This window comes from Pseudomonas sp. UC 17F4 (genome assembly GCF_900101695.1).
GTDB lineage: Bacteria > Pseudomonadota > Gammaproteobacteria > Pseudomonadales > Pseudomonadaceae > Aquipseudomonas.
In genome coordinates, this window is the sequence record NZ_FNKV01000002.1 from 315,691 (window position 1) to 334,338 (window position 18,648).

Below are 18,648 nucleotides of genomic sequence, written 5' to 3' on the forward strand. Positions count from 1 at the left end.
CTTGCCCCGCGATCAATTTATTTGCCGCCGAGGATCGTTCGATCCACCCGCACTGCCAGTTGCCCGGCCCCGTGCGCGGCATCGAATACCACCTTGCCGCTTTCAGCCAGCTTGGCCCGACCCACCACCACGCCATCGCGCAGCAGCTCCAGGGGTACATCCTTGAGGGACTGGCCCGACGCCAGCTCAATGTTCAGGGTAATGCTCATGAGTGATTTCCTTATCACGGCTGTTGATCGATATAGGTCGTGGTGCTCGCATCCAGCGAGGCGATCAGTTCCGGCGAACCGCCGCGGAACTGGCGGAACAGATTGCGCGACACCGACTTGCCGGAGGTGTCCAGCGGCACCGTCAGGGTCGGTTGGAAGCGCTCGGTCAGTTCGGCGTAGTCGCTCCACGGGCCAATGTAGGACTCGTTGAAACCGTTGACCACGCTCACCGCATAACGCACGGCATGGCCGGGCAGCCAGTTGGGCTGGCTCGGTACCTGGGTCTGCCAGCCGTCGGCGCGAATGCTCGGGGCGCTGGCAGGGGCATCGAGGTAGCCGGTGGGTTTGTTCGGGCTGTAGTCCTTGAGCAGCAGGTAGGTACTCCAGCCCCACCAGTTGTCGATCTGCGCCGGGTCATTGAGGTTGTTGACGTCGGCGCGGCGCATCAGCTTGCCGTTGCGCAGGGCAAACAGTGGGGCGAAGTTGCCTGGCACCTGTCCTTCCACGGCAGCTTGCAAGTCAGCGGCGATGCGCAGCGCACCATAGGCTGTCGGCGCCGGCAGGTTGCCGGTGTCGAATGCCTGGAAGATCTCATCGGCAGATTTCTGCACCGCCAGGCCCACCTGTTTGCGGTTGGCGACGTCGATGCTGTCGAAGTAGCGCTTGTCGCCATAGCCGCGCCAGGTATCGCCCTGGGCATTGCGCAGCACCAGGCCGTACTTGCTGTCTTCATCGTGCATGAAGCGCGAGATCAGCGAGCCGAGATCGGCCGGGGTGACGTTGTCCTTGATCGCCTTGCGCGGTACCCGCACGTGGCCGGCGGAGAACAGGTCAGTGAGGAAGTGGTCGGCGAAGGCGTTCATCGCGTAGGCCAGTTCCAGCTGCCCGTCATCGCCGCTGGCGCGAGCTTTCACGGCCTGGCGCAAGGCGGCGGTATGGCCGGCGACATACGCCAGCAGCGCCCATTCACCGAAGTGGTCCCAGTTGCTGGCGGCCAGCTTGAGATAGCGACCCAGGGGGAACATCGGCGAGACGAAACTGCCGCCGCCGGTGATCTTGTTCCACTCTTCCGAGAGGGTGTCGCCCAACTGGTCGTAGGCTTCATGAGGCTGGCGACCGTCTTTGATCGCCTGGTTGGCGGCGGCGATTTCCCGCTGCATGACCGCGAGGATCTTGCCGGCTTCTTCCCGGGAGGCGGGAAGCACGGCCAGTGAATCAAAGGCGGCGGCAAAACGTTCAACGCGTTCTTCGGCTGTGGCGCCATCGGCAATCGGCCGCTCGGGAATGCCATAGAAATCGCCGCCCAGGGCGACGATCTGGCCGTAGCTTAGACTCAGGCCATTGGCCAGGTGCAGGGCGACTTTCCAGGCCGGGATCGGCGCGCTGTCGTGGCTGAAGCGCAGCAGGGTGTTGTCGCCGATGGCGGTGTGTTCGCCGCCTTCGAAGCGCAGTACCGGCTTGCCACTGGCAGGCGGTTTGGCCGCCAGGCCAAGGCGGTGGTATTTGATCGTGTGATGGCCGTCGAGCACCAGCACCAGGCGGGCGTCAGGGCCGGGAATGTTGATGCCGCTGACGCTGAACAGGGCGTCGAGGTCGGCGACCACGGTGGTGGCGAGCGCCTTTTGGGCGTGCAGTCCAGTTTGCATACCTGACATATTCAACTCCTTTGAGATGTCATGGATTTACCTAAACAACTGTATGTATGTACAGTTGTTTCGATCATATCCAAACCATTTCCTACGTCAACAACTCTTTTTTCTTACACAGGAATACGATTCATCAATCGGTGGCTGACGTATCATTAGCCCCCTAACGACAGCCATCGGGACCACCCTGCATGCTCGCCCTCTTTATCCAGACGCTGAACATCACGGCGCCGGTGTTCGCCATGCTGTTCATGGGCGTGCTGCTCAAACGCATCAAGGCCATCAACGACGGCTTCATCCACACCGCCTCGTCGCTGGTGTTCAACGTGTGCATGCCGGCTCTGCTGTTTTTGGGGATTTACCACGCCGACCTGACGGCGGCGGTCAAGCCCGGACTGCTGGTGTTCTTCGTGGTCGCCACCCTGGGCAGTTTTGCCCTGGCCTGGGGCTTCGCCCTGTGGCGCTGCCCGCGTGAAGACCGCGGCATCTACACCCAGGGCGGCTTTCGCGGCAACAACGGGGTTATCGGCCTGGCACTGGCGGCAAGCATGTATGGCGATTACGGCATTTCGCTGGGGGCGATCCTCGCCGGTCTGGTGATACTGCTGTACAACTCGCTGTCGTCGGTGGTGCTGGCGGTGTACAGCCCGAGCATGAAGTCCGACCCCTGGAGCATCTGCAAGAGTATCCTGCGCAACCCGCTGATCATCAGCGTGCTACTCGCCACGCCCATGGCCTACGGGCAAGTGCCGCTGCCCAACTGGTTGCTGACCTCCGGTGATTACCTGGCGCAGATGACCCTGCCGCTGGCATTGATCTGCATTGGCGGTACCCTGTCGCTGGCGTCACTGCGCGAAAGCGGTGGCCTGGCGGTCAGCGCCAGCCTGGTGAAGATGATCTGGTTGCCGGTGATCGGCACCCTGGCGGCCTGGCTTTGCGGCTTTCGCGGCGCGGAGCTGGGTATCCTGTTCCTGTACATCGGCAGCCCGACCGCCGCGGCCAGTTATGTGATGGCCCGCGCGGCCAACGGTAACCATGAACTGGCCGCCTCGATCATCGTAATTACTACGCTGATGGCCGCCATAACCACGAATATCGGCATTTTCCTCTTGCAGTGGGGCGGCTGGATCTAGATTCTGTGCCGACAATAAAGCCAACACTGCCTTCCACCTTCAAGGACATTTCATGCAAGAACAGAACCCCCCAGAGCGATTACAGCGCGGGTTGAAGAATCGCCATATCCAGTTGATTGCCCTGGGTGGCGCCATCGGTACCGGCCTGTTCCTGGGTATTGCCCAGACCATCCAGATGGCCGGTCCGGCCGTGCTGCTGGGGTATGCGATTGCCGGCCTGATGGCGTTCTTTATCATGCGCCAGCTGGGCGAGATGGTGGTCGACGAGCCGGTAGCCGGCAGCTTCAGCCACTTTGCCCACCGCTACTGGAACGAGTTCGCCGGTTTTGTTTCCGGCTGGAACTACTGGGTGGTCTATGTGCTGGTCGGCATGGCCGAGCTGACGGCCGTGGGTATCTACGTGCAGTACTGGTGGCCGGACTTCCCGACCTGGGCGACGGCGGCGATCTTCTTTGTGGTGATCAACCTGATCAACCTCACCCAGGTGAAGGTCTACGGTGAAATGGAGTTCTGGTTCGCCTTGGTCAAGGTCATCGCCATCGTCAGCATGATCGGCTTTGGCGCCTGGCTGCTGGCCAGCGGCAATGGCGGGCCGGACGCCAGCGTCGCCAACCTCTGGCAGTACGGCGGCTTCTTCCCCAACGGCTTCAGCGGTTTGCTGATGGCCATGGCGGTGATCATGTTCTCCTTCGGCGGCCTGGAACTGGTCGGTATCACCGCTGCCGAAGCCGACAACCCGCGCCACAGCATCCCGCGTGCCACCAACCAGGTGGTCTATCGCATCCTGATTTTCTACATCGGCGCCCTGGCGGTGCTGCTGTCGCTGTACCCGTGGCAGAAGGTGGTGCAGGGCGGCAGCCCGTTCGTGATGATCTTCCACAACCTGGACAGCAACCTGGTAGCGACCATCCTCAACGTGGTGGTACTGACCGCCGCGCTGTCGGTGTACAACAGCTGCGTGTACTGCAACAGCCGCATGCTGTTCGGTCTGGCCAGCCAGGGTGACGCGCCGCGTGCGCTGCTCAAGGTCAACCGCCGTGGCGTGCCGCTGACGGCCCTCGGTGTTTCTGCCCTGGCCACCGGCTTGTGCGTGCTGATCAACTACCTGATGCCGGGCGAAGCCTTTGGCCTGCTGATGGCTCTGGCAGTCTCGGCGCTGGTGATCAACTGGGCCAGCATCAGCATCACCCACCTTAAATTCCGCCGCGCCAAGCAGGCGTCGGGCGAGTCGACCTTCTACAAGAGCTGGGGCCACCCGGTGACCAACTACCTGTGCCTGGCGTTCATCGGGCTGATTCTGGTGGTGATGTACCTGACCCCGCCGATCCGCATTTCGGTGATGTTGATCCCGGCCTGGATCGCCACCCTGGGTGTGGCGTTCTGGCTGAAGAAGAAAAGTCAGAAGGCCGTCGTCGTCAGCAACTGACGGCCTTGGCGCAAGTGATCGATCAGCTCTGCGGGTAGCTGTCGATCACTTCCTGGGCGGCGCGAAAGGCATCGACCGCTGCCGGCACGCCGGCGTACACCGCGCAGTGCAGCAGCGCCTCGCGAATTTCCTCGACCGTACAACCGTTGTTCAGGGCGCCACGCACGTGGCCCTTGAGCTCCTGCGGGCATTTGAGTGCGGTGAGGGCGGCAAGGGTGATCAGGCTGCGGGTTTTCAGCGGCAGGCCTTCGCGGCTCCAGACGCTGCCCCAGGCATGTTCGTTGACGAAGTCCTGCAGCGGTTGGCTGAAGTCGGTGGCATTGCTCAAAGCGCGATCGACGAAGGCATCGCCCATGACCTGGCGGCGAACCTGTTCGCCGGATTTGTTGTTGTCGCCCATGTTGTTTTCCTTAGTGTTGGCGGCGCCAGGCACGCAGGGTGGTGTACAGCAGCAACGCCCCCAGTGCTGGCAATGCGTAGAACAGCATCAGTTTTTCAAGTCGGCTGGCCAGCGGCATGCCGGTGGTGAAGGCCACCACATGCAGACCATAAGCCAGATACAGGCAGAGGAACACCAGCCCTTCGGCGCGGGTCACCCGGTAACCGGAGTAGAACACCGGCAGCGCCAGCACCGCGACCCCGAGCATCACCGGCAGGTCGAAGGCCAGGGCATTGGGCGAGATCGACAGCGGCTCGGGGGCGACCAACGCGGTCAGGCCGAGCACCGCCAGCAGGTTGAACAGGTTGCTGCCGATCACGTTGCCCACGGCGATCTCCCGCTCGCCACGCAGGGCGGCGATCAGCGAGGTGGCCAGTTCCGGTAGCGAGGTGCAGACCGCGACCACAGTCAGGCCGATGACCCGTTCCGACAGGCCCAGGTCCTGCGCCACCTCTACCGCTGCCTCCAGCAGCAGATGACCGGCCAGGCTGAGCAGGCCAAGCCCGGCCAGCATCAGCAGCACACTACCAAGCCAGAACCGGCCGCCACGCTGCGGGCGCGGTCCGGGGGACGGGTAGGTGCGCGCGTGGTGGCGGGACTGGTGCCAGAGGATCGCCAGGTAGCCGAACAGGCCACACAGCAGCAGGGCTCCTTCCAGGCGCCCGAGCAGTTCGTTGAAGGCCAGCAGGTACACCGCCAGGCTCGCGGCGATCATCAGCGGGATATCCAGGCGAACCAGCTGGCGCGAGACCCGCAGCGGGATGATCAGCGCGGCCAGGCCCAGGGTCACGAGAATGTTGAAGATGTTACTGCCGATCACGCTGCCGACCGCGACATCCGGCGCGCCGGTGTAGGCCGCCTGCAGGCTGACGGTCAGTTGCGGCGCGCTGCTGCCGAATGCCACCAGGCTCAGGCCGATGATCAATGGCCGCACTTGCAGGCTGGCGGCCAGGCGCAGGGCGGCGCGCACCAGCAGTTCGGCGCCGGCGATCAGCAACAGCAGGCCGATGCTCAACTGCAGCAGGCTGAAAGTGGGTAAAGCGGCCAGGTCGAAAATGGTCGGGCTCCGGGGTCAGGTCAATCGCTGAGACTTTGTACCCGTACGCGCGCGGTTCCGCTACGGATCATCCCGAGTTTATCCGCGGCGGCGCGCGACAGGTCGATCAGCCGGCCACGGGTATGCGGGCCGCGGTCGTTGATGCGCACCACGACGCTGCGTTCGTTGTTGAGGTTGGTGACCTTGACCCGCGTGCCGAAGGGCAGGCTGCGGTGGGCGGCGGTCATGCCGTGCTGGTTGAAAGGCTCGCCACTGGCGGTGCGTTTACCGTGGTGACGGGAGCCGTAATAGGAGGCGGTGCCGGTCTTGTCGTAACCGCGGGGGTCGATATCGTGGCTGGCGCAGCCGGCCAGCAGGGTGAAAAGCGCGAGTGCGCTGAGGGGACGCCACATGTATGCAGATGCTCCGTAGGGTGGCCATCGCGGGTCAAGTCGGTGCGGCGCCCCGACTTGACCCGCGATTTAGCAGGCGACGCGATTACCCTTCGAGCTTGCTCTTGAGCAATTGGTTCACTTGCTGCGGGTTGGCCTTGCCTTTGGAGGCTTTCATGGCCTGGCCGACGAAGAAGCCGAACATCTTGCCGCGCTTGGCTTCATCCGCAGCGCGGTATTGCTCGACCTGCTCGGCGTTGGCGGCCAGCACTTCGTCCAGGACCTTCTCGATCGCACCGCTGTCGGTGACCTGCTTGAGGCCCTCGGCTTCGATGATCTGGTCGGCATCGCCGTCGCCGGCGGCCATCTTCTCGAACACCACCTTGGCAATCTTGCCGCTGATGGTGTTGTCGAGGATGCGCTTGAGCATGCCGCCCAGGTGCTCGGCAGTGACCGGCGACTGGTCGATTTCCAGGCCCAGCTTGTTCAGCAGGCTGCCCAGCTCGACCATGACCCAGTTGGCGGCAAGCTTGGCGTCGCCGCACACACCGACCACCTGTTCGAAGTAGTCGGCCTGTTCGCGGCTGGTCGCCAGGACGTTGGCGTCATAGGCCGAAAGGCCGAACTGGCTCTGGAAGCGCTCACGCTTTTGCGGTGGCAGTTCCGGCAAGGTGGCGCGCACCTCTTCAAGGAAGGCGCTTTCGATGACCACCGGCAGCAGGTCCGGGTCGGGGAAGTAACGGTAGTCGTTGGCTTCCTCCTTGCTGCGCATGGAGCGGGTCTCGTCCTTGTTCGGATCGTACAGGCGGGTTTCCTGGATGACCCGGCCGCCGTCTTCGATCAGCTCGATCTGGCGCTGCACTTCGGTGTTGATCGCGCGCTCGATGAAGCGGAACGAGTTGACGTTCTTGATCTCGCAGCGGGTACCGAACTCGGCCTGGCCCTTGGGGCGTACCGAGACGTTGCAGTCGCAACGCAGCGAGCCTTCGGCCATGTTGCCGTCGCAGATGCCCAGGTAGCGCACCAGGGCGTGGATGGCCTTGACGTAGGCCACGGCCTCCTTGGCGTTGCGCATGTCCGGCTCGGAGACGATCTCCAGCAGCGGGGTGCCGGCGCGGTTGAGGTCGATGCCGGTGGAGCCGCTGAAGTCTTCGTGCAGGCTCTTGCCGGCGTCTTCTTCAAGGTGCGCACGGGTGATGCCGACGCGCTTGACCGTGCCGTCTTCGAGGGCGATGTCCAGGTGGCCCTTGCCGACGATCGGCAGTTCCATCTGGCTGATCTGGTAGCCCTTGGGCAGGTCGGGGTAGAAGTAGTTCTTGCGCGCGAACACGTTGTGCTGGCCGATCTCGGCATCGATGGCCAGGCCGAACATGCAGGCCATGCGCACCGCTTCCTGGTTGAGCACCGGCAGTACGCCGGGCATGCCCAGATCGATCAGGCTGGCCTGGGTGTTCGGCTCGGAGCCGAAAGTGGTGGCGCTGCCGGAGAAAATCTTCGACTGGGTGGCGAGCTGGGTGTGAATCTCCAGCCCGATGACAACTTCCCATTGCATGTGGTGATCCCTCAGAAGCCGTTAGGTGCGCGAGTGTGCCAGTCAGTCACTTGCTGGTAGCGGTGCGCGACGTTGAGCAGGCGGCCTTCGTGGAAATACGGTGCCAGCAGCTGCACGCCAACCGGCAGACCATCGACGAAACCGGCCGGCATCGACAGGCCTGGCACGCCGGCGAGGTTGGCGGTGATGGTGTAGAAGTCTTCCAGGTACTCGGCGACCGGGTCGTTGTTCTTGGCGCCGATCTTCCAGGCCGGGTTTGGCGTGGTCGGGCCGAGGATCACGTCGACGTCGTTGAACGCCGCCATGAAGTCGTTCTTGATCAGGCGGCGGATTTTCTGTGCCTGCAGGTAGTAGGCATCGTAGTAACCGGCCGACAGGGCGTAGGCCCCGACCATGATCCGGCGCTGTACTTCAGGGCCGAAGCCTTCGCCGCGGGAGCGCTTGTACAGGTCGGTGAGGTCGACCGGGCTCTCGCAGCGGTAGCCGAAACGTACACCGTCGAAACGCGACAGGTTGGACGAGGCCTCCGCCGGGGCGATCACGTAGTAGGCCGGGATGGCGTGCTGCATGTTCGGCAGGCTGATTTCCTTGACCACCGCGCCGAGCTTTTCCAGCTCCTTGACGCTGGCCTGGACCAGGTCGGCGATGCGCGGGTCGAGGCCGGCACCGAAGTATTCCTTCGGCAGGCCGATGCGCAGGCCCTGGAGCGAGGCGTTGAGGCTGGCGCTGTAGTCCGGCACCGGTTCGTCGATGCTGGTGGAGTCCTTGGCGTCGAAACCGGCCATGCCTTGCAGCAGCAGCGCGCAGTCTTCGGCAGTGCGGGCCAGCGGGCCGGCCTGGTCGAGGCTTGAGGCGTAGGCGATCATGCCCCAGCGCGAAATCCGACCGTAGGTCGGTTTCAGCCCGGTCAGGCTGGTCAGCGCTGCCGGCTGTCGGATCGAACCACCGGTGTCGGTGGCGGTGGCGCCAGGCAGCAGGCGCGCAGCAACCGCGGCCGCCGAGCCACCGGACGAACCGCCCGGCACGTGCTCGAGGTTCCACGGGTTTTTCACCGCACCGTAGTAGCTGCTCTCGTTGGCCGAACCCATGGCGAATTCGTCCATGTTGGTCTTGCCCAGGGTCACGGCGCCAGCTTCGGCCAGCTTGCTGACCACGGTGGCGTCGTACGGCGCCTTGAAGTTGTCGAGCATCTTCGAGCCGCAACTGGTGCGGATGCCCTGGGTGCAGAACAGGTCCTTGTGGCCGATCGGTGCACCGAGCAGGGCGCCGCTCTCGCCGGCGGCGCGGCGGGCGTCGGCGGCCCGGGCCTGGCTGATGGCCAGGTCTTCGGTGACGCTGATGAAGCTGTTGATTTGCGGGTCGAGCTGGTTGATGCGCGCCAACAGGGCGCGGGTCAGCTCTTCGGAAGAAAACTTCTTGTCGGCGAGTCCGCGGGCGATCTCGGCCAGGGTCAGTTGATGCATGGCAGGCTCTATTCCCTTACTCGATGACTTTCGGAACCAGGTACAGGCCGTTTTCCGTCGCCGGGGCGATGGCCTGGTAGCTGTCGCGATGGTTACTTTCTGTTACCACGTCGGCGCGCAGGCGCTGGGTGGCTTCCAGAGGGTGGGCCAGTGGCTCGATGCCAGTGGTGTCGACCGCTTGCATCTGGTCGACCAGTCCCAGAATACTGTTCAGGGCATCGGTAGTGCGTGGCAGATCGGCTTCATTCAGGCCCAGTCGGGCCAAATGAGCGATCTTTTCCACGTCGCAGCGTTCAAGCGCCATGGGGATCTCCTGGGAAAACAGAAACGGATTTGCTCCGCGATGAGGAACATGCTGGCAGTATTACGGTCATAAGGCCGCGATCATGTGCAGGCTTGCTCGGAAAAACCGCCAATTTAACATATTGGTGCCTTGCCCAAAATCCCCGCCGTTGTTAGAGTTTGCCGCACTTTTTTACCCACGCGTTGCCTAGGGTCACTTTCCCATGTTCAAGAAACTGCGTGGCATGTTTTCCAGCGATCTTTCCATCGACCTGGGCACTGCCAACACCCTTATTTACGTGCGTGAGCGCGGTATCGTCCTGAATGAGCCATCGGTTGTGGCCATTCGTACTCACGGCAACCAGAAAAGTGTCGTCGCTGTCGGTACCGAGGCAAAGCGCATGCTGGGCCGTACGCCTGGCAACATTGCTGCCATTCGTCCGATGAAAGACGGCGTGATCGCCGATTTCAGCGTTTGCGAAAAAATGCTGCAGTACTTCATCAACAAGGTTCACGAAAACAGCTTCCTGCAGCCAAGCCCGCGGGTACTGATCTGCGTGCCGTGCAAATCGACCCAGGTCGAGCGCCGGGCCATTCGTGAGTCGGCGCTGGGCGCCGGTGCCCGTGAAGTGTTCCTGATCGAAGAGCCAATGGCCGCCGCCATCGGTGCCGGCCTGCCGGTCGAGGAAGCCCGCGGTTCGATGGTCGTCGATATCGGTGGTGGTACCACTGAAATCGCGCTGATCTCCTTGAACGGTGTGGTCTACGCCGAATCCGTACGAGTCGGTGGCGACCGTTTCGACGAAGCCATCGTCACCTACGTGCGCCGCAACTACGGCAGCCTGATCGGTGAGTCCACCGCCGAGCGCATCAAGCAGGAAATCGGTACCGCCTATCCGGGTGGCGAAGTTCGTGAAGTCGATGTCCGCGGCCGCAACCTGGCCGAGGGCGTGCCACGTGCCTTCACCCTGAACTCCAACGAAGTGCTGGAAGCGTTGCAGGAATCCCTGGCGACCATCGTCCAGGCGGTCAAGAGCGCCCTGGAGCAGTCGCCGCCGGAGCTGGCTTCGGACATCGCCGAGCGTGGCCTGGTGCTGACCGGTGGTGGCGCCCTGCTGCGCGACCTCGACAAGCTGCTGGCACAGGAAACCGGCCTGCCGGTAATCGTCGCCGAAGACCCGCTGACCTGCGTAGCTCGCGGTGGTGGCCGTGCCCTGGAAATGATGGACAAACACACCATGGACCTGCTCTCCAGCGAATAAGCCGGAGCCCGCAGTTCACGCCGCCCGGTTTACAGGTAGTGCCCACAGTGCTACCTGTATGTGCTGGGCTGACGTCCGTGTGGGCGTCGTTTTCCGTCAATCCGCAAGCAGGCCGGTGCGTTGCCGTATGAATGACCTCTTGAATCGTCGTCCACGAGGAGCGGCCCATTAAACCGCTTTTCGCCAAGGGCCCTTCGCTGGGCGTACGCCTGCTCGTGCTGGTTGTGCTGTCGATCACCCTGATGGTGGTCGACGCGCGCTTCACCCTGCTCAAGCCAATGCGTAGCCAGATGGGCCTGGTGCTGATGCCGTCCTACCTGGTTACCGATCTGCCCCAGCGCGTGTGGCAGGGGGTTGCCAGCCAGTTTGGCAGCCGTACCGAACTCGCCGCTGAAAACGAAAAACTCAAGACCGAAGCCTTGCTCCTGCAAGGTCGCCTGCAGAAGCTGGCGGCCCTGACCGAGCAGAACGTGCGCCTGCGCGAGTTGCTCAACTCCTCGGCGCTGGTCAACGAGAAGGTCGAAGTTGCTGAGCTGATCGGCGTCGATCCCAATCCTTTCACTCACCGGATCCTGATCAACAAGGGCGAGCGCGATGGCGTGGTCCTCGGTCAGCCGGTGCTCGACGCGCGTGGCCTGATGGGCCAGGTGGTCGAACTGATGCCCTACACCTCGCGGGTACTGCTGCTGACCGACACCACTCATAGCATTCCGGTGCAGGTCAACCGCAACGGCTTGCGGGCAATTGCCAGCGGTACCGGCAACCCCGAGCGCCTCGAACTGCGCCATGTAGCCGACACCGCCGACATCAAGGAAGGCGACCTGCTGGTCAGCTCCGGCCTCGGCCAGCGCTTCCCGGCCGGTTACCCGGTGGCCACGGTCAAGGAAGTGATCCACGACTCAGGCCAGCCGTTTGCCATTGTCCGGGCGATTCCGACCGCTGCGCTCAACCGCAGCCGTTACTTGCTGCTGGTGTTCACCGATAGCCGCTCGCCCGAGCAACGTGCCAGCGATGCCGCGATTGCCCAGGAAGAGGCTGATCGCCAGGGCCTGCCCGCTTCGGCGGCCGCGCCTGCGCCTGGCAGCGCCCCGGCTGCACCGGCTGCGGCCACCCCGGCGCCGGCTGCCACGACGCCAGCCGCACCGGCAACCAGTGCCCATCCGCCCGCCACGGCAGCCCCCGCAGCCCCTGCTGCGGTTCCCGGCGCGCCAGTCATTACCCGGGAGAGACACTGATGGTAAGCACCCGCAGCCGTAATGGCTGGGTCATCTGGCTGAGCTTTCTGATCGGCATGCTGCTCAGCGTGTCGCCCATGCCGCAGTTCGCCGAAGTGTTCCGGCCGATGTGGCTGGCCCTGTTGCTGGCCTTCTGGACCCTGGCCGTGCCGCACCGGGTCGGGATGACCACTGCATTCGTCCTCGGCCTGGCTGAGGATGTGCTGTATGGCACCTTGCTGGGGCAGAACGCCCTGGTGCTGACCCTGATCACTTTCCTGGTGCTGTCGTTGCAACAGCGCCTGCGGATGTTCCCGATGTGGCAGCAGAGCCTGGTGATCCTGGTGATTTTCGGCCTGGCCCAGTTGATCCAGCTGTGGCTCAGCGCCCTGACCGGCAACCGCTTGCCGACCCTGGCGCTGATCTGGTCGGCGGTCATCAGCGCCTTGCTCTGGCCGTGGATCAGCTATGGCCTGCGTGGTCTGCGCCGACGCCTGAGCATCAACTGAGCACTCACATTCAACGCTGACAGGGAGACGTCAAGATGACCCTGCTGTACCTGGCCTCTGGCTCGCCACGCCGCCGTGAGTTGCTGACCCAGATCGGTGTTCCCTTTACTTCGCTCAGTGCCGCGATCGACGAGACGCCGCTGCCCGCAGAGGCTGCAGCAGCTTACGTCGAGCGTCTGGCGCGGGAGAAAGCGTGCGCTGGCCTTGCGTCACTACCCGAAGGTAGCGAGGGCCCGGTAGCAGTGCTGGGCGCCGATACCGCCGTGGTGCTCGAAGGTCGAATTCTCGGTAAACCGCAAAACCGCGAAGATGCCCTGGCCATGCTGGCAGCCCTGTCCGGGCACGAGCACCAGGTAATGACGGCGGTGGCCGTGGCCGATCATCAGCGTTGCCTGAGCGTCAATGTCACAAGCCGTGTGCGGTTTCGCCCCATCAGTGCCGAGGAAGCCGAGGCCTACTGGGCCAGCGGCGAACCTGCCGACAAGGCCGGAAGCTACGCCATTCAGGGCCTGGGGGCGGTGTTCGTGCAGCGCCTTGAAGGCAGCTATTCGGCCGTGGTCGGCCTGCCCTTGAACGAAACCGCCGAACTGCTCGGTCAATTCGCCATCCCCTGCTGGCAGCGTCTGCCGGCCTGTTGAGCGAGGATTAGCCAGAACTGCCCTAGCCAGTCGCCCGCGAGCGATCCATGATTACTGAAGTCCTTTGACGAGAGCCTGCCATGAGTGAAGAGATTCTGATCAACATCACACCGATGGAATCACGCGTGGCGGTGGTGGAGAACGGTGTACTGCAGGAGGTGCATGTCGAGCGCACCCAGCGCCGTGGCATCGTCGGCAACATCTACAAAGGCAAGGTGGTGCGGGTACTGCCGGGCATGCAGGCGGCCTTCGTCGACATCGGCCTGGACCGTGCGGCGTTCATCCACGCCTCGGAAATCTCCCTGCGCGAAGGCTCGTCGGTCGAGAGCATCAGCGCCCTGGTGCACGAAGGCCAGAGCCTGGTGGTGCAGGTGACCAAGGACCCGATCGGCTCCAAGGGCGCGCGCCTGACCACCCAGCTGTCGATCCCGTCGCGGTACCTGGTGTACATGCCGCGCACCAGTCATGTCGGTATTTCGCTGAAGATCGAAGACGAAGCCGAACGCGAGCGCCTCAAGCAGGTGGTGACTGACTGCATCGCCCAGGAAAATATCCAGGATGCCGGTGGTTTCATCCTGCGTACCGCTGCCGAAGGCGCCGGGGCCGATGAAATCCTCATGGACATCCGCTACCTGCGCAGGCTCTGGGAGCAGATCGGCGCGCAGATCAAGACCGTTGGCGCGCCGACCGAAATCTACGAAGACCTCGGCCTGGCCCTGCGCACTCTGCGCGATCTGGTTAACCCGAAAATCGAGAAGATCCGCATCGATTCGCGGGAAACATTTCAGAAAACCACGCAGTTTGTCGCCGAATTGATGCCGGAAATCGCCGATCGTCTGGAACACTACCCGGGCGAGCGACCGATCTTCGACCTCTACGGCGTCGAAGACGAGATCCAGCGCGCCCTGGACCGCAAGGTGCCGCTCAAATCCGGCGGTTACCTGGTAGTCGACCCGGCCGAGGCGATGACCACCATCGACGTCAATACCGGGGCTTTTGTCGGCCACCGCAATCTTGAAGAGACCATCTTCAAAACCAACCTCGAGGCGGCCACCGCCATTGCCCGGCAACTGCGCCTGCGCAATATCGGCGGGATCATCATCATTGACTTCATCGACATGGAAGATGAAGAGCACCAGCGCCAGGTACTGCGGACCCTGGAAAAACAGCTGGAGCGCGACCACGCCAAGACCAACATCATCGGCATCACCGAGCTGGGCCTGGTGCAGATGACCCGCAAGCGCACCCGCGAAAGCCTCGAGCAGGTACTCTGTGAGCCCTGCTATTGCTGCCAGGGCCGGGGCAAGCTGAAAACCCCCGAGACCGTCTGTTACGAAATTTTCCGCGAGATCCTCCGCGAAGCCCGCGCCTACCAGGCTGAAGGCTACCGGGTGCTGGCCAACCAGAAAGTGGTCGACCGCCTGCTGGATGAAGAATCGGGTAACGTTGCCGAACTTGAAGCCTTCATTGGTCGAACCATTCGCTTCCAGGTCGAGTCCATGTATTCCCAGGAACAATATGATGTGGTGCTCCTCTGACTCGGTCTGAACAACATTGCGCAGTGCGCCGGCTGGCAAACCGCCGGGTTGCGGCCATAGTTAAGGCACGATCTGGAGGGCCACAGGCATGGAACGACTGATGCGCGTTCTCGGCGCCTTGACCCGCTGGGGGTTGGGCATCAGTGCCTTGCTGGCGGTGTTGGTGGCGCTTTATGTCAGTCTCGGCCGGCAGTTCATCCCGCTGGTGGCCGAGTACCGTGCCGAGGTCGAGGACAAGGCCGAGCAAGCCTTGGGCCTGCCGGTGCATATCGGTGCCCTGGAAGGGCACTGGAGCGGCCTGGCACCGATCGTGCGGGTACGCGATATCCAGGTCGGCGAAGGGCCCAGTGCCCTGCGCCTGGACGGCGTCAGGCTGGTGCCGGACCTGTGGGCCAGCCTGGTCGAGCGCCAGGTGCGCCTGGCCAACCTCGAAGTTGGCGGCCTGCAACTGAGCCTGCGCGAGGACCAGAACGGCGCCTGGGCCCTGGAAGGCCTGCCGAAAAAAGACGACAAACCACTCGACCCCGAGCAACTGCTCAAGCAGATCCAGGTGGTGTCGAAAGTCACCGTGGTCGACAGCCAGGTGACCCTGGAGCCGTTCCAGCGCGAACCCATGACCCTCACCTACGTCAGCCTCGGCCTGCAGACCGGCAGTGTGCGCCAGCGCCTGGACGCGCGGCTGACCTTGCCCGATGGCCAGCCACTGGCGTTGAGCCTGCGCAGCCGGATTCGCCCCAGCCAGTGGCGCGACGGTGAAATCGATGCCTACCTGAGCCTGCCGCAAAGCGACTGGGCGCGCTGGCTGCCGCCACGCCTGCTGGGCCAGTGGCAGGCCACTGAGCTGCGCGCCGGTGGCGAGCTGTGGCTGAACTGGGGCAAGGGCCAGTTGCAAAGCGCTGTGGTGCGCCTGAATGCGCCAGAGCTGCGCGGCAATCATGCCGAACGCAAGCCCGTGCAGATTGACAACCTGGCCCTCAATGCCTGGTTCCAGCGCGGCGACAAGGGCCTGGAGGTGCTGGTCGACTCGCTGGCCATGAGTCTGGGCAAGACCCGCTGGGAATCCCATGTGCAGCTCAAGCAGACGGCCGCGACCGAGTCGAGCGAGGAAACCTGGGCGATCCAGGCCGACCGTCTCGACCTGACCCCGGTTACGCCGCTGATCGACGCGCTGGCGCCGCTGCCGGAAAAACTCATGGCCGTGGTCGATGGCCTCAAGGTCACCGGGGCCTTGCGTAACGTGCGCCTGGATGTGCGGCCTAAAGCCACCGGCGACCAGCGCCTGAGTTTTGCTGCCAACCTTGAGCGGGTTGGCTTTGACGCCTATCACGGTGCACCGGCTGCCGGTAATGTCAGCGGCAGTATCAGCGGTGACCTCGGCCAGGGCGAACTGCGCCTGGATACCGATGCCTTCATGCTGCACCTGTACCCGATCTTCGAGAAACCCTGGCATTACCAGAAAGCCAACGCACGCCTGACCTGGCGCCTGGACCAGGAAGGCTTCACCCTGATCGCGCCGTACCTGAAGGTGCTGGGCGAGGAGGGCAAGATTGCCGGCGACTTCCTCATTCGCCTGCTGTTCGATGAAACCCGTGAAGACTACATGGACCTGCGCGTCGGCCTGGTCGACGGCGATGGCCGCTACACCGCCAAGTACCTGCCCGAAGTACTAAGCCCGGCGCTGGATGAATGGCTGCGCACGGCGATCCTCAAGGGCGCGGTCGATGAGGGTTACTTCCAGTACCAGGGCTCGCTCAACCACGGCGCCTCGGAGCAGGCCCGCAGTATCAGCCTGTTCTTCAAAGTCCATGACGCCGCCCTGGATTTTCAGCCCGGCTGGCCTCAGGTGCAGAAAGTCGCCGGTGACGTGTTTATCGACGACGATGGTGTGCGCATCAAGGCGCAAAGCGGACAGTTACTCAATACTCAGGTACGCAACGTCGAGGTCAACATTCCCCATGTTGCCGCCGGTGAACACAATCACCTGTACCTGGACGGCGAATTTGACGGCGGGCTTGGCGACGGCCTGAAGATCCTCCAGGACGCGCCTATCGGCACCGGGCCGATGTTTGCCGGCTGGGAGGGCGAGGGCGATCTCAAGGGCAAGCTCAAGCTGGATATTCCCCTGGCCAAAGGCCAGCAACCCAAGGTGGTCGTTGACTTCAATGTTCGCGATGCACGGCTGAAGATCGCTTCACCTGCCCTGGAACTCCATCAGCTCAAGGGTGACTTGCGCTTTGACTTCGACAAAGGCTTGAGCGGCGAGAACATCAGTGCGCGGGCTTTCGACAAGCCGATCACCGCGCAGATCTTTGCCGAAGGCAAGCCCGGGCAGATGCAGACCCGCATCAACGCCAAAGGGCAGATGCCGCTCAAGTCACTGACCGACTGGCTGCAGGTCAAACAGGCCCTGCCGCTTTCCGGGGAGCTGCCTTACCAGTTGCAGGTCAGCCTGGGCAGCCGCGACAACACCTTGACTGTCGATTCCAGCCTCAAGGGCCTGGCGGTGGATTTGCCCGCGCCGTTCGGCAAGGCCGCCAACGAGACCCGCAACAGCCAGTTCAGCATGGGGCTGCAGGGGCCGGAGCGGCGCTTTAATGTCACTTATGCCGACGTTGCCAAGGCCATCTACGCCGCGCCCATGGACAAGCTCGACCAGGGCCGCGGTGAACTGCTGTTCGGCGCCGGTACCGCACAGTTGCCGCCTGGCCAGGGCCTGCGTGTGCGCGGTCGCCTGGCCGAGCTGGACCTGGAGCCCTGGCAGAAGCAGTTCGAGCGCTTTGCCGGCAACGACCCGGGTGGCAGTGCCAAGCAGACGCTGCGTGGCGTCGACCTGAGTATTGGCCAGCTCAAGGGCTTTGGCCTGAACCTGGCGCAGGCGGTGGTGCGTGTCGATCGCGGTGGCAACCTCTGGGTCGTGCGCCTGGACAGCAAGGAAGTCATCGGTAACGCGCGGATCCCGGATGCCAAGGGCGCGCCGATGGTAATCAACCTGCAGACCATTCACCTGCCGGCCGCCGACCCCGCCGAAGCGTCTTCCGATGACGGCCCGGACCCGATGGCGAGTATTGATCCGCGCAAGATTCCGGCCGTTGATCTTTCCATCGACAAGCTGTTCCGTGGCGATGACCTGCTCGGCAGCTGGGCGGTCAAAGTTCGTCCGACTGCCAAGGGCATCGCCCTCAATGACCTCGATGTCAGTGTCAAAGGCCTGCAGATCGACGGTAATGGCGGTTGGGAAGGGGCGCCAGGGGCGAGCAGCAGTTGGTACAAGGGCCGTCTGGAAGGCAAGAACCTGGTGGACATCCTCAAGGCTTTCAACTTTGCGCCGACCGTCACCAGCCGGGACTTTCGCCTGGATGTCGACGGCCGCTGGCCCGGCTCGCCAGCCTGGGTCGGCCTCAAGCGCTTCTCCGGCAGCCTCGACGCCGCCCTGCGCAAAGGCCAGTTCGTCGAAGTCGAAGGTGGCGCCCAGGCCCTGCGCGTGTTCGGCCTGCTCAACTTCAACTCGATTGGCCGGCGCCTGCGTCTGGACTTCTCCGACTTGCTCGACAAGGGCCTGAGCTACGACCGGGTCAAAGGCCTGCTGGTGGCCAGTGAAGGGGTGTATGTGACCCGCGAACCGATCACCGTCACCGGCCCCTCCAGCAACCTTGAGCTGGACGGCACCCTGGATATGGTCCGTGACCGGGTCGACGCCAACCTGCTGGTGACCCTGCCGGTGACCAACAACCTGCCGATTGCCGCGCTGATCGTCGGCGCGCCGGCCATCGGCGGGGCGCTGTTCCTGGTTGATCGCCTGCTCGGTGACCGGGTGGCGCGCTACGCCAGCGTGCATTATCGCGTCGAGGGTCCGTGGAAAGAGCCTAAGATAAGCTTTATCAAACCTTTCGAAAAATCACGCTAGGAGCC

16 protein-coding genes are annotated in these 18,648 nt (G+C 63.4%); 8 read left to right on the plus strand and 8 right to left on the minus strand.

The features are described 5' to 3' along the window. Window positions 1-17: 17 nt before the first annotated feature. Window positions 18-209 carry a hypothetical protein gene (locus BLR26_RS26770; RefSeq protein ID WP_093388142.1) on the minus strand — a complete coding sequence of 64 codons (192 nt, stop codon included), beginning with the start codon at window positions 207-209 and terminating at the stop codon, window positions 18-20. Window positions 210-223: 14 nt separating this feature from the next. Beyond that, on the minus strand, window positions 224-1,864 hold the full coding sequence (locus BLR26_RS26775) for a phospholipase (protein ID WP_093388145.1): 1,641 nt from the start codon (window positions 1,862-1,864) through the stop codon (window positions 224-226). Window positions 1,865-2,046: 182 nt separating this feature from the next. Here BLR26_RS26775 and BLR26_RS26780 point away from each other — a divergent pair, with 182 nt between their 5' ends. Both BLR26_RS26780 and BLR26_RS26785 read left to right on the plus strand, forming a co-directional pair. Continuing rightward, window positions 2,047-2,988 (plus strand): AEC family transporter, encoded by a 942-nt coding sequence (locus BLR26_RS26780; RefSeq protein WP_093388147.1) that lies wholly within the window; start codon window positions 2,047-2,049, stop codon window positions 2,986-2,988. Between the two features lie 52 nt (window positions 2,989-3,040). Continuing rightward, window positions 3,041-4,414, plus strand: a complete 1,374-nt coding sequence (locus BLR26_RS26785; RefSeq protein ID WP_045196293.1) for an amino acid permease — start codon at window positions 3,041-3,043, stop codon at window positions 4,412-4,414. 22 nt (window positions 4,415-4,436) lie between these two features. Here the strand turns inward: BLR26_RS26785 and BLR26_RS26790 are convergent, their stop codons facing one another. From BLR26_RS26790 to gatC, 6 genes are all read right to left on the minus strand, one after another. Further along, on the minus strand, window positions 4,437-4,814 hold the full coding sequence (locus tag BLR26_RS26790) for a carboxymuconolactone decarboxylase family protein (protein ID WP_045196295.1): 378 nt from the start codon (window positions 4,812-4,814) through the stop codon (window positions 4,437-4,439). Window positions 4,815-4,824: 10 nt separating this feature from the next. Further along, the gene (locus BLR26_RS26795; protein WP_045196297.1) at window positions 4,825-5,868 is read right to left on the minus strand and encodes a calcium/sodium antiporter; all 1,044 of its coding nucleotides are present in this window, start codon (window positions 5,866-5,868) and stop codon (window positions 4,825-4,827) included. 62 nt (window positions 5,869-5,930) lie between these two features. Beyond that, entirely contained in the window at window positions 5,931-6,302 is a 372-nt protein-coding gene (locus BLR26_RS26800; protein ID WP_093388150.1) for a septal ring lytic transglycosylase RlpA family protein, read from the minus strand. A gap of 85 nt (window positions 6,303-6,387) precedes the next feature. After that, a complete protein-coding gene (gatB, locus tag BLR26_RS26805; protein WP_045196301.1) occupies window positions 6,388-7,833 on the minus strand; it encodes an Asp-tRNA(Asn)/Glu-tRNA(Gln) amidotransferase subunit GatB in 1,446 nt (481 codons plus the stop codon). An 11-nt stretch (window positions 7,834-7,844) separates the two neighbouring features. Beyond that, complete coding sequence (gene gatA / locus BLR26_RS26810; RefSeq protein WP_093388153.1) at window positions 7,845-9,296, minus strand: Asp-tRNA(Asn)/Glu-tRNA(Gln) amidotransferase subunit GatA; 1,452 nt, start codon at window positions 9,294-9,296, stop codon at window positions 7,845-7,847. Between the two features lie 16 nt (window positions 9,297-9,312). Beyond that, window positions 9,313-9,600, minus strand: a complete 288-nt coding sequence (gene gatC / locus BLR26_RS26815; protein ID WP_045196305.1) for an Asp-tRNA(Asn)/Glu-tRNA(Gln) amidotransferase subunit GatC — start codon at window positions 9,598-9,600, stop codon at window positions 9,313-9,315. A gap of 202 nt (window positions 9,601-9,802) precedes the next feature. Here gatC and mreB point away from each other — a divergent pair, with 202 nt between their 5' ends. The 6 genes from mreB (at window position 9,803) to BLR26_RS26845 (ending at window position 18,643) form a co-directional block, all read left to right on the plus strand. Then, entirely contained in the window at window positions 9,803-10,840 is a 1,038-nt protein-coding gene (mreB, locus tag BLR26_RS26820; protein WP_008371426.1) for a rod shape-determining protein MreB, read from the plus strand. 167 nt (window positions 10,841-11,007) lie between these two features. Continuing rightward, window positions 11,008-12,075 carry a rod shape-determining protein MreC gene (gene mreC / locus BLR26_RS26825; RefSeq protein WP_093388156.1) on the plus strand — a complete coding sequence of 356 codons (1,068 nt, stop codon included), beginning with the start codon at window positions 11,008-11,010 and terminating at the stop codon, window positions 12,073-12,075. Beyond that, on the plus strand, window positions 12,075-12,563 hold the full coding sequence (gene mreD / locus BLR26_RS26830; protein ID WP_045196310.1) for a rod shape-determining protein MreD: 489 nt from the start codon (window positions 12,075-12,077) through the stop codon (window positions 12,561-12,563). Before mreC ends, mreD begins: the two co-directional genes overlap by 1 nt. Window positions 12,564-12,598: 35 nt before the next feature. After that, window positions 12,599-13,201 carry a Maf family protein gene (locus BLR26_RS26835; protein WP_093388159.1) on the plus strand — a complete coding sequence of 201 codons (603 nt, stop codon included), beginning with the start codon at window positions 12,599-12,601 and terminating at the stop codon, window positions 13,199-13,201. An 80-nt stretch (window positions 13,202-13,281) separates the two neighbouring features. Further along, a complete protein-coding gene (gene rng, locus BLR26_RS26840; protein WP_045196314.1) occupies window positions 13,282-14,739 on the plus strand; it encodes a ribonuclease G in 1,458 nt (485 codons plus the stop codon). 88 nt (window positions 14,740-14,827) lie between these two features. Then, a complete protein-coding gene (locus tag BLR26_RS26845; protein WP_093388162.1) occupies window positions 14,828-18,643 on the plus strand; it encodes a YhdP family protein in 3,816 nt (1,271 codons plus the stop codon). Window positions 18,644-18,648 lie beyond the last annotated feature (5 nt).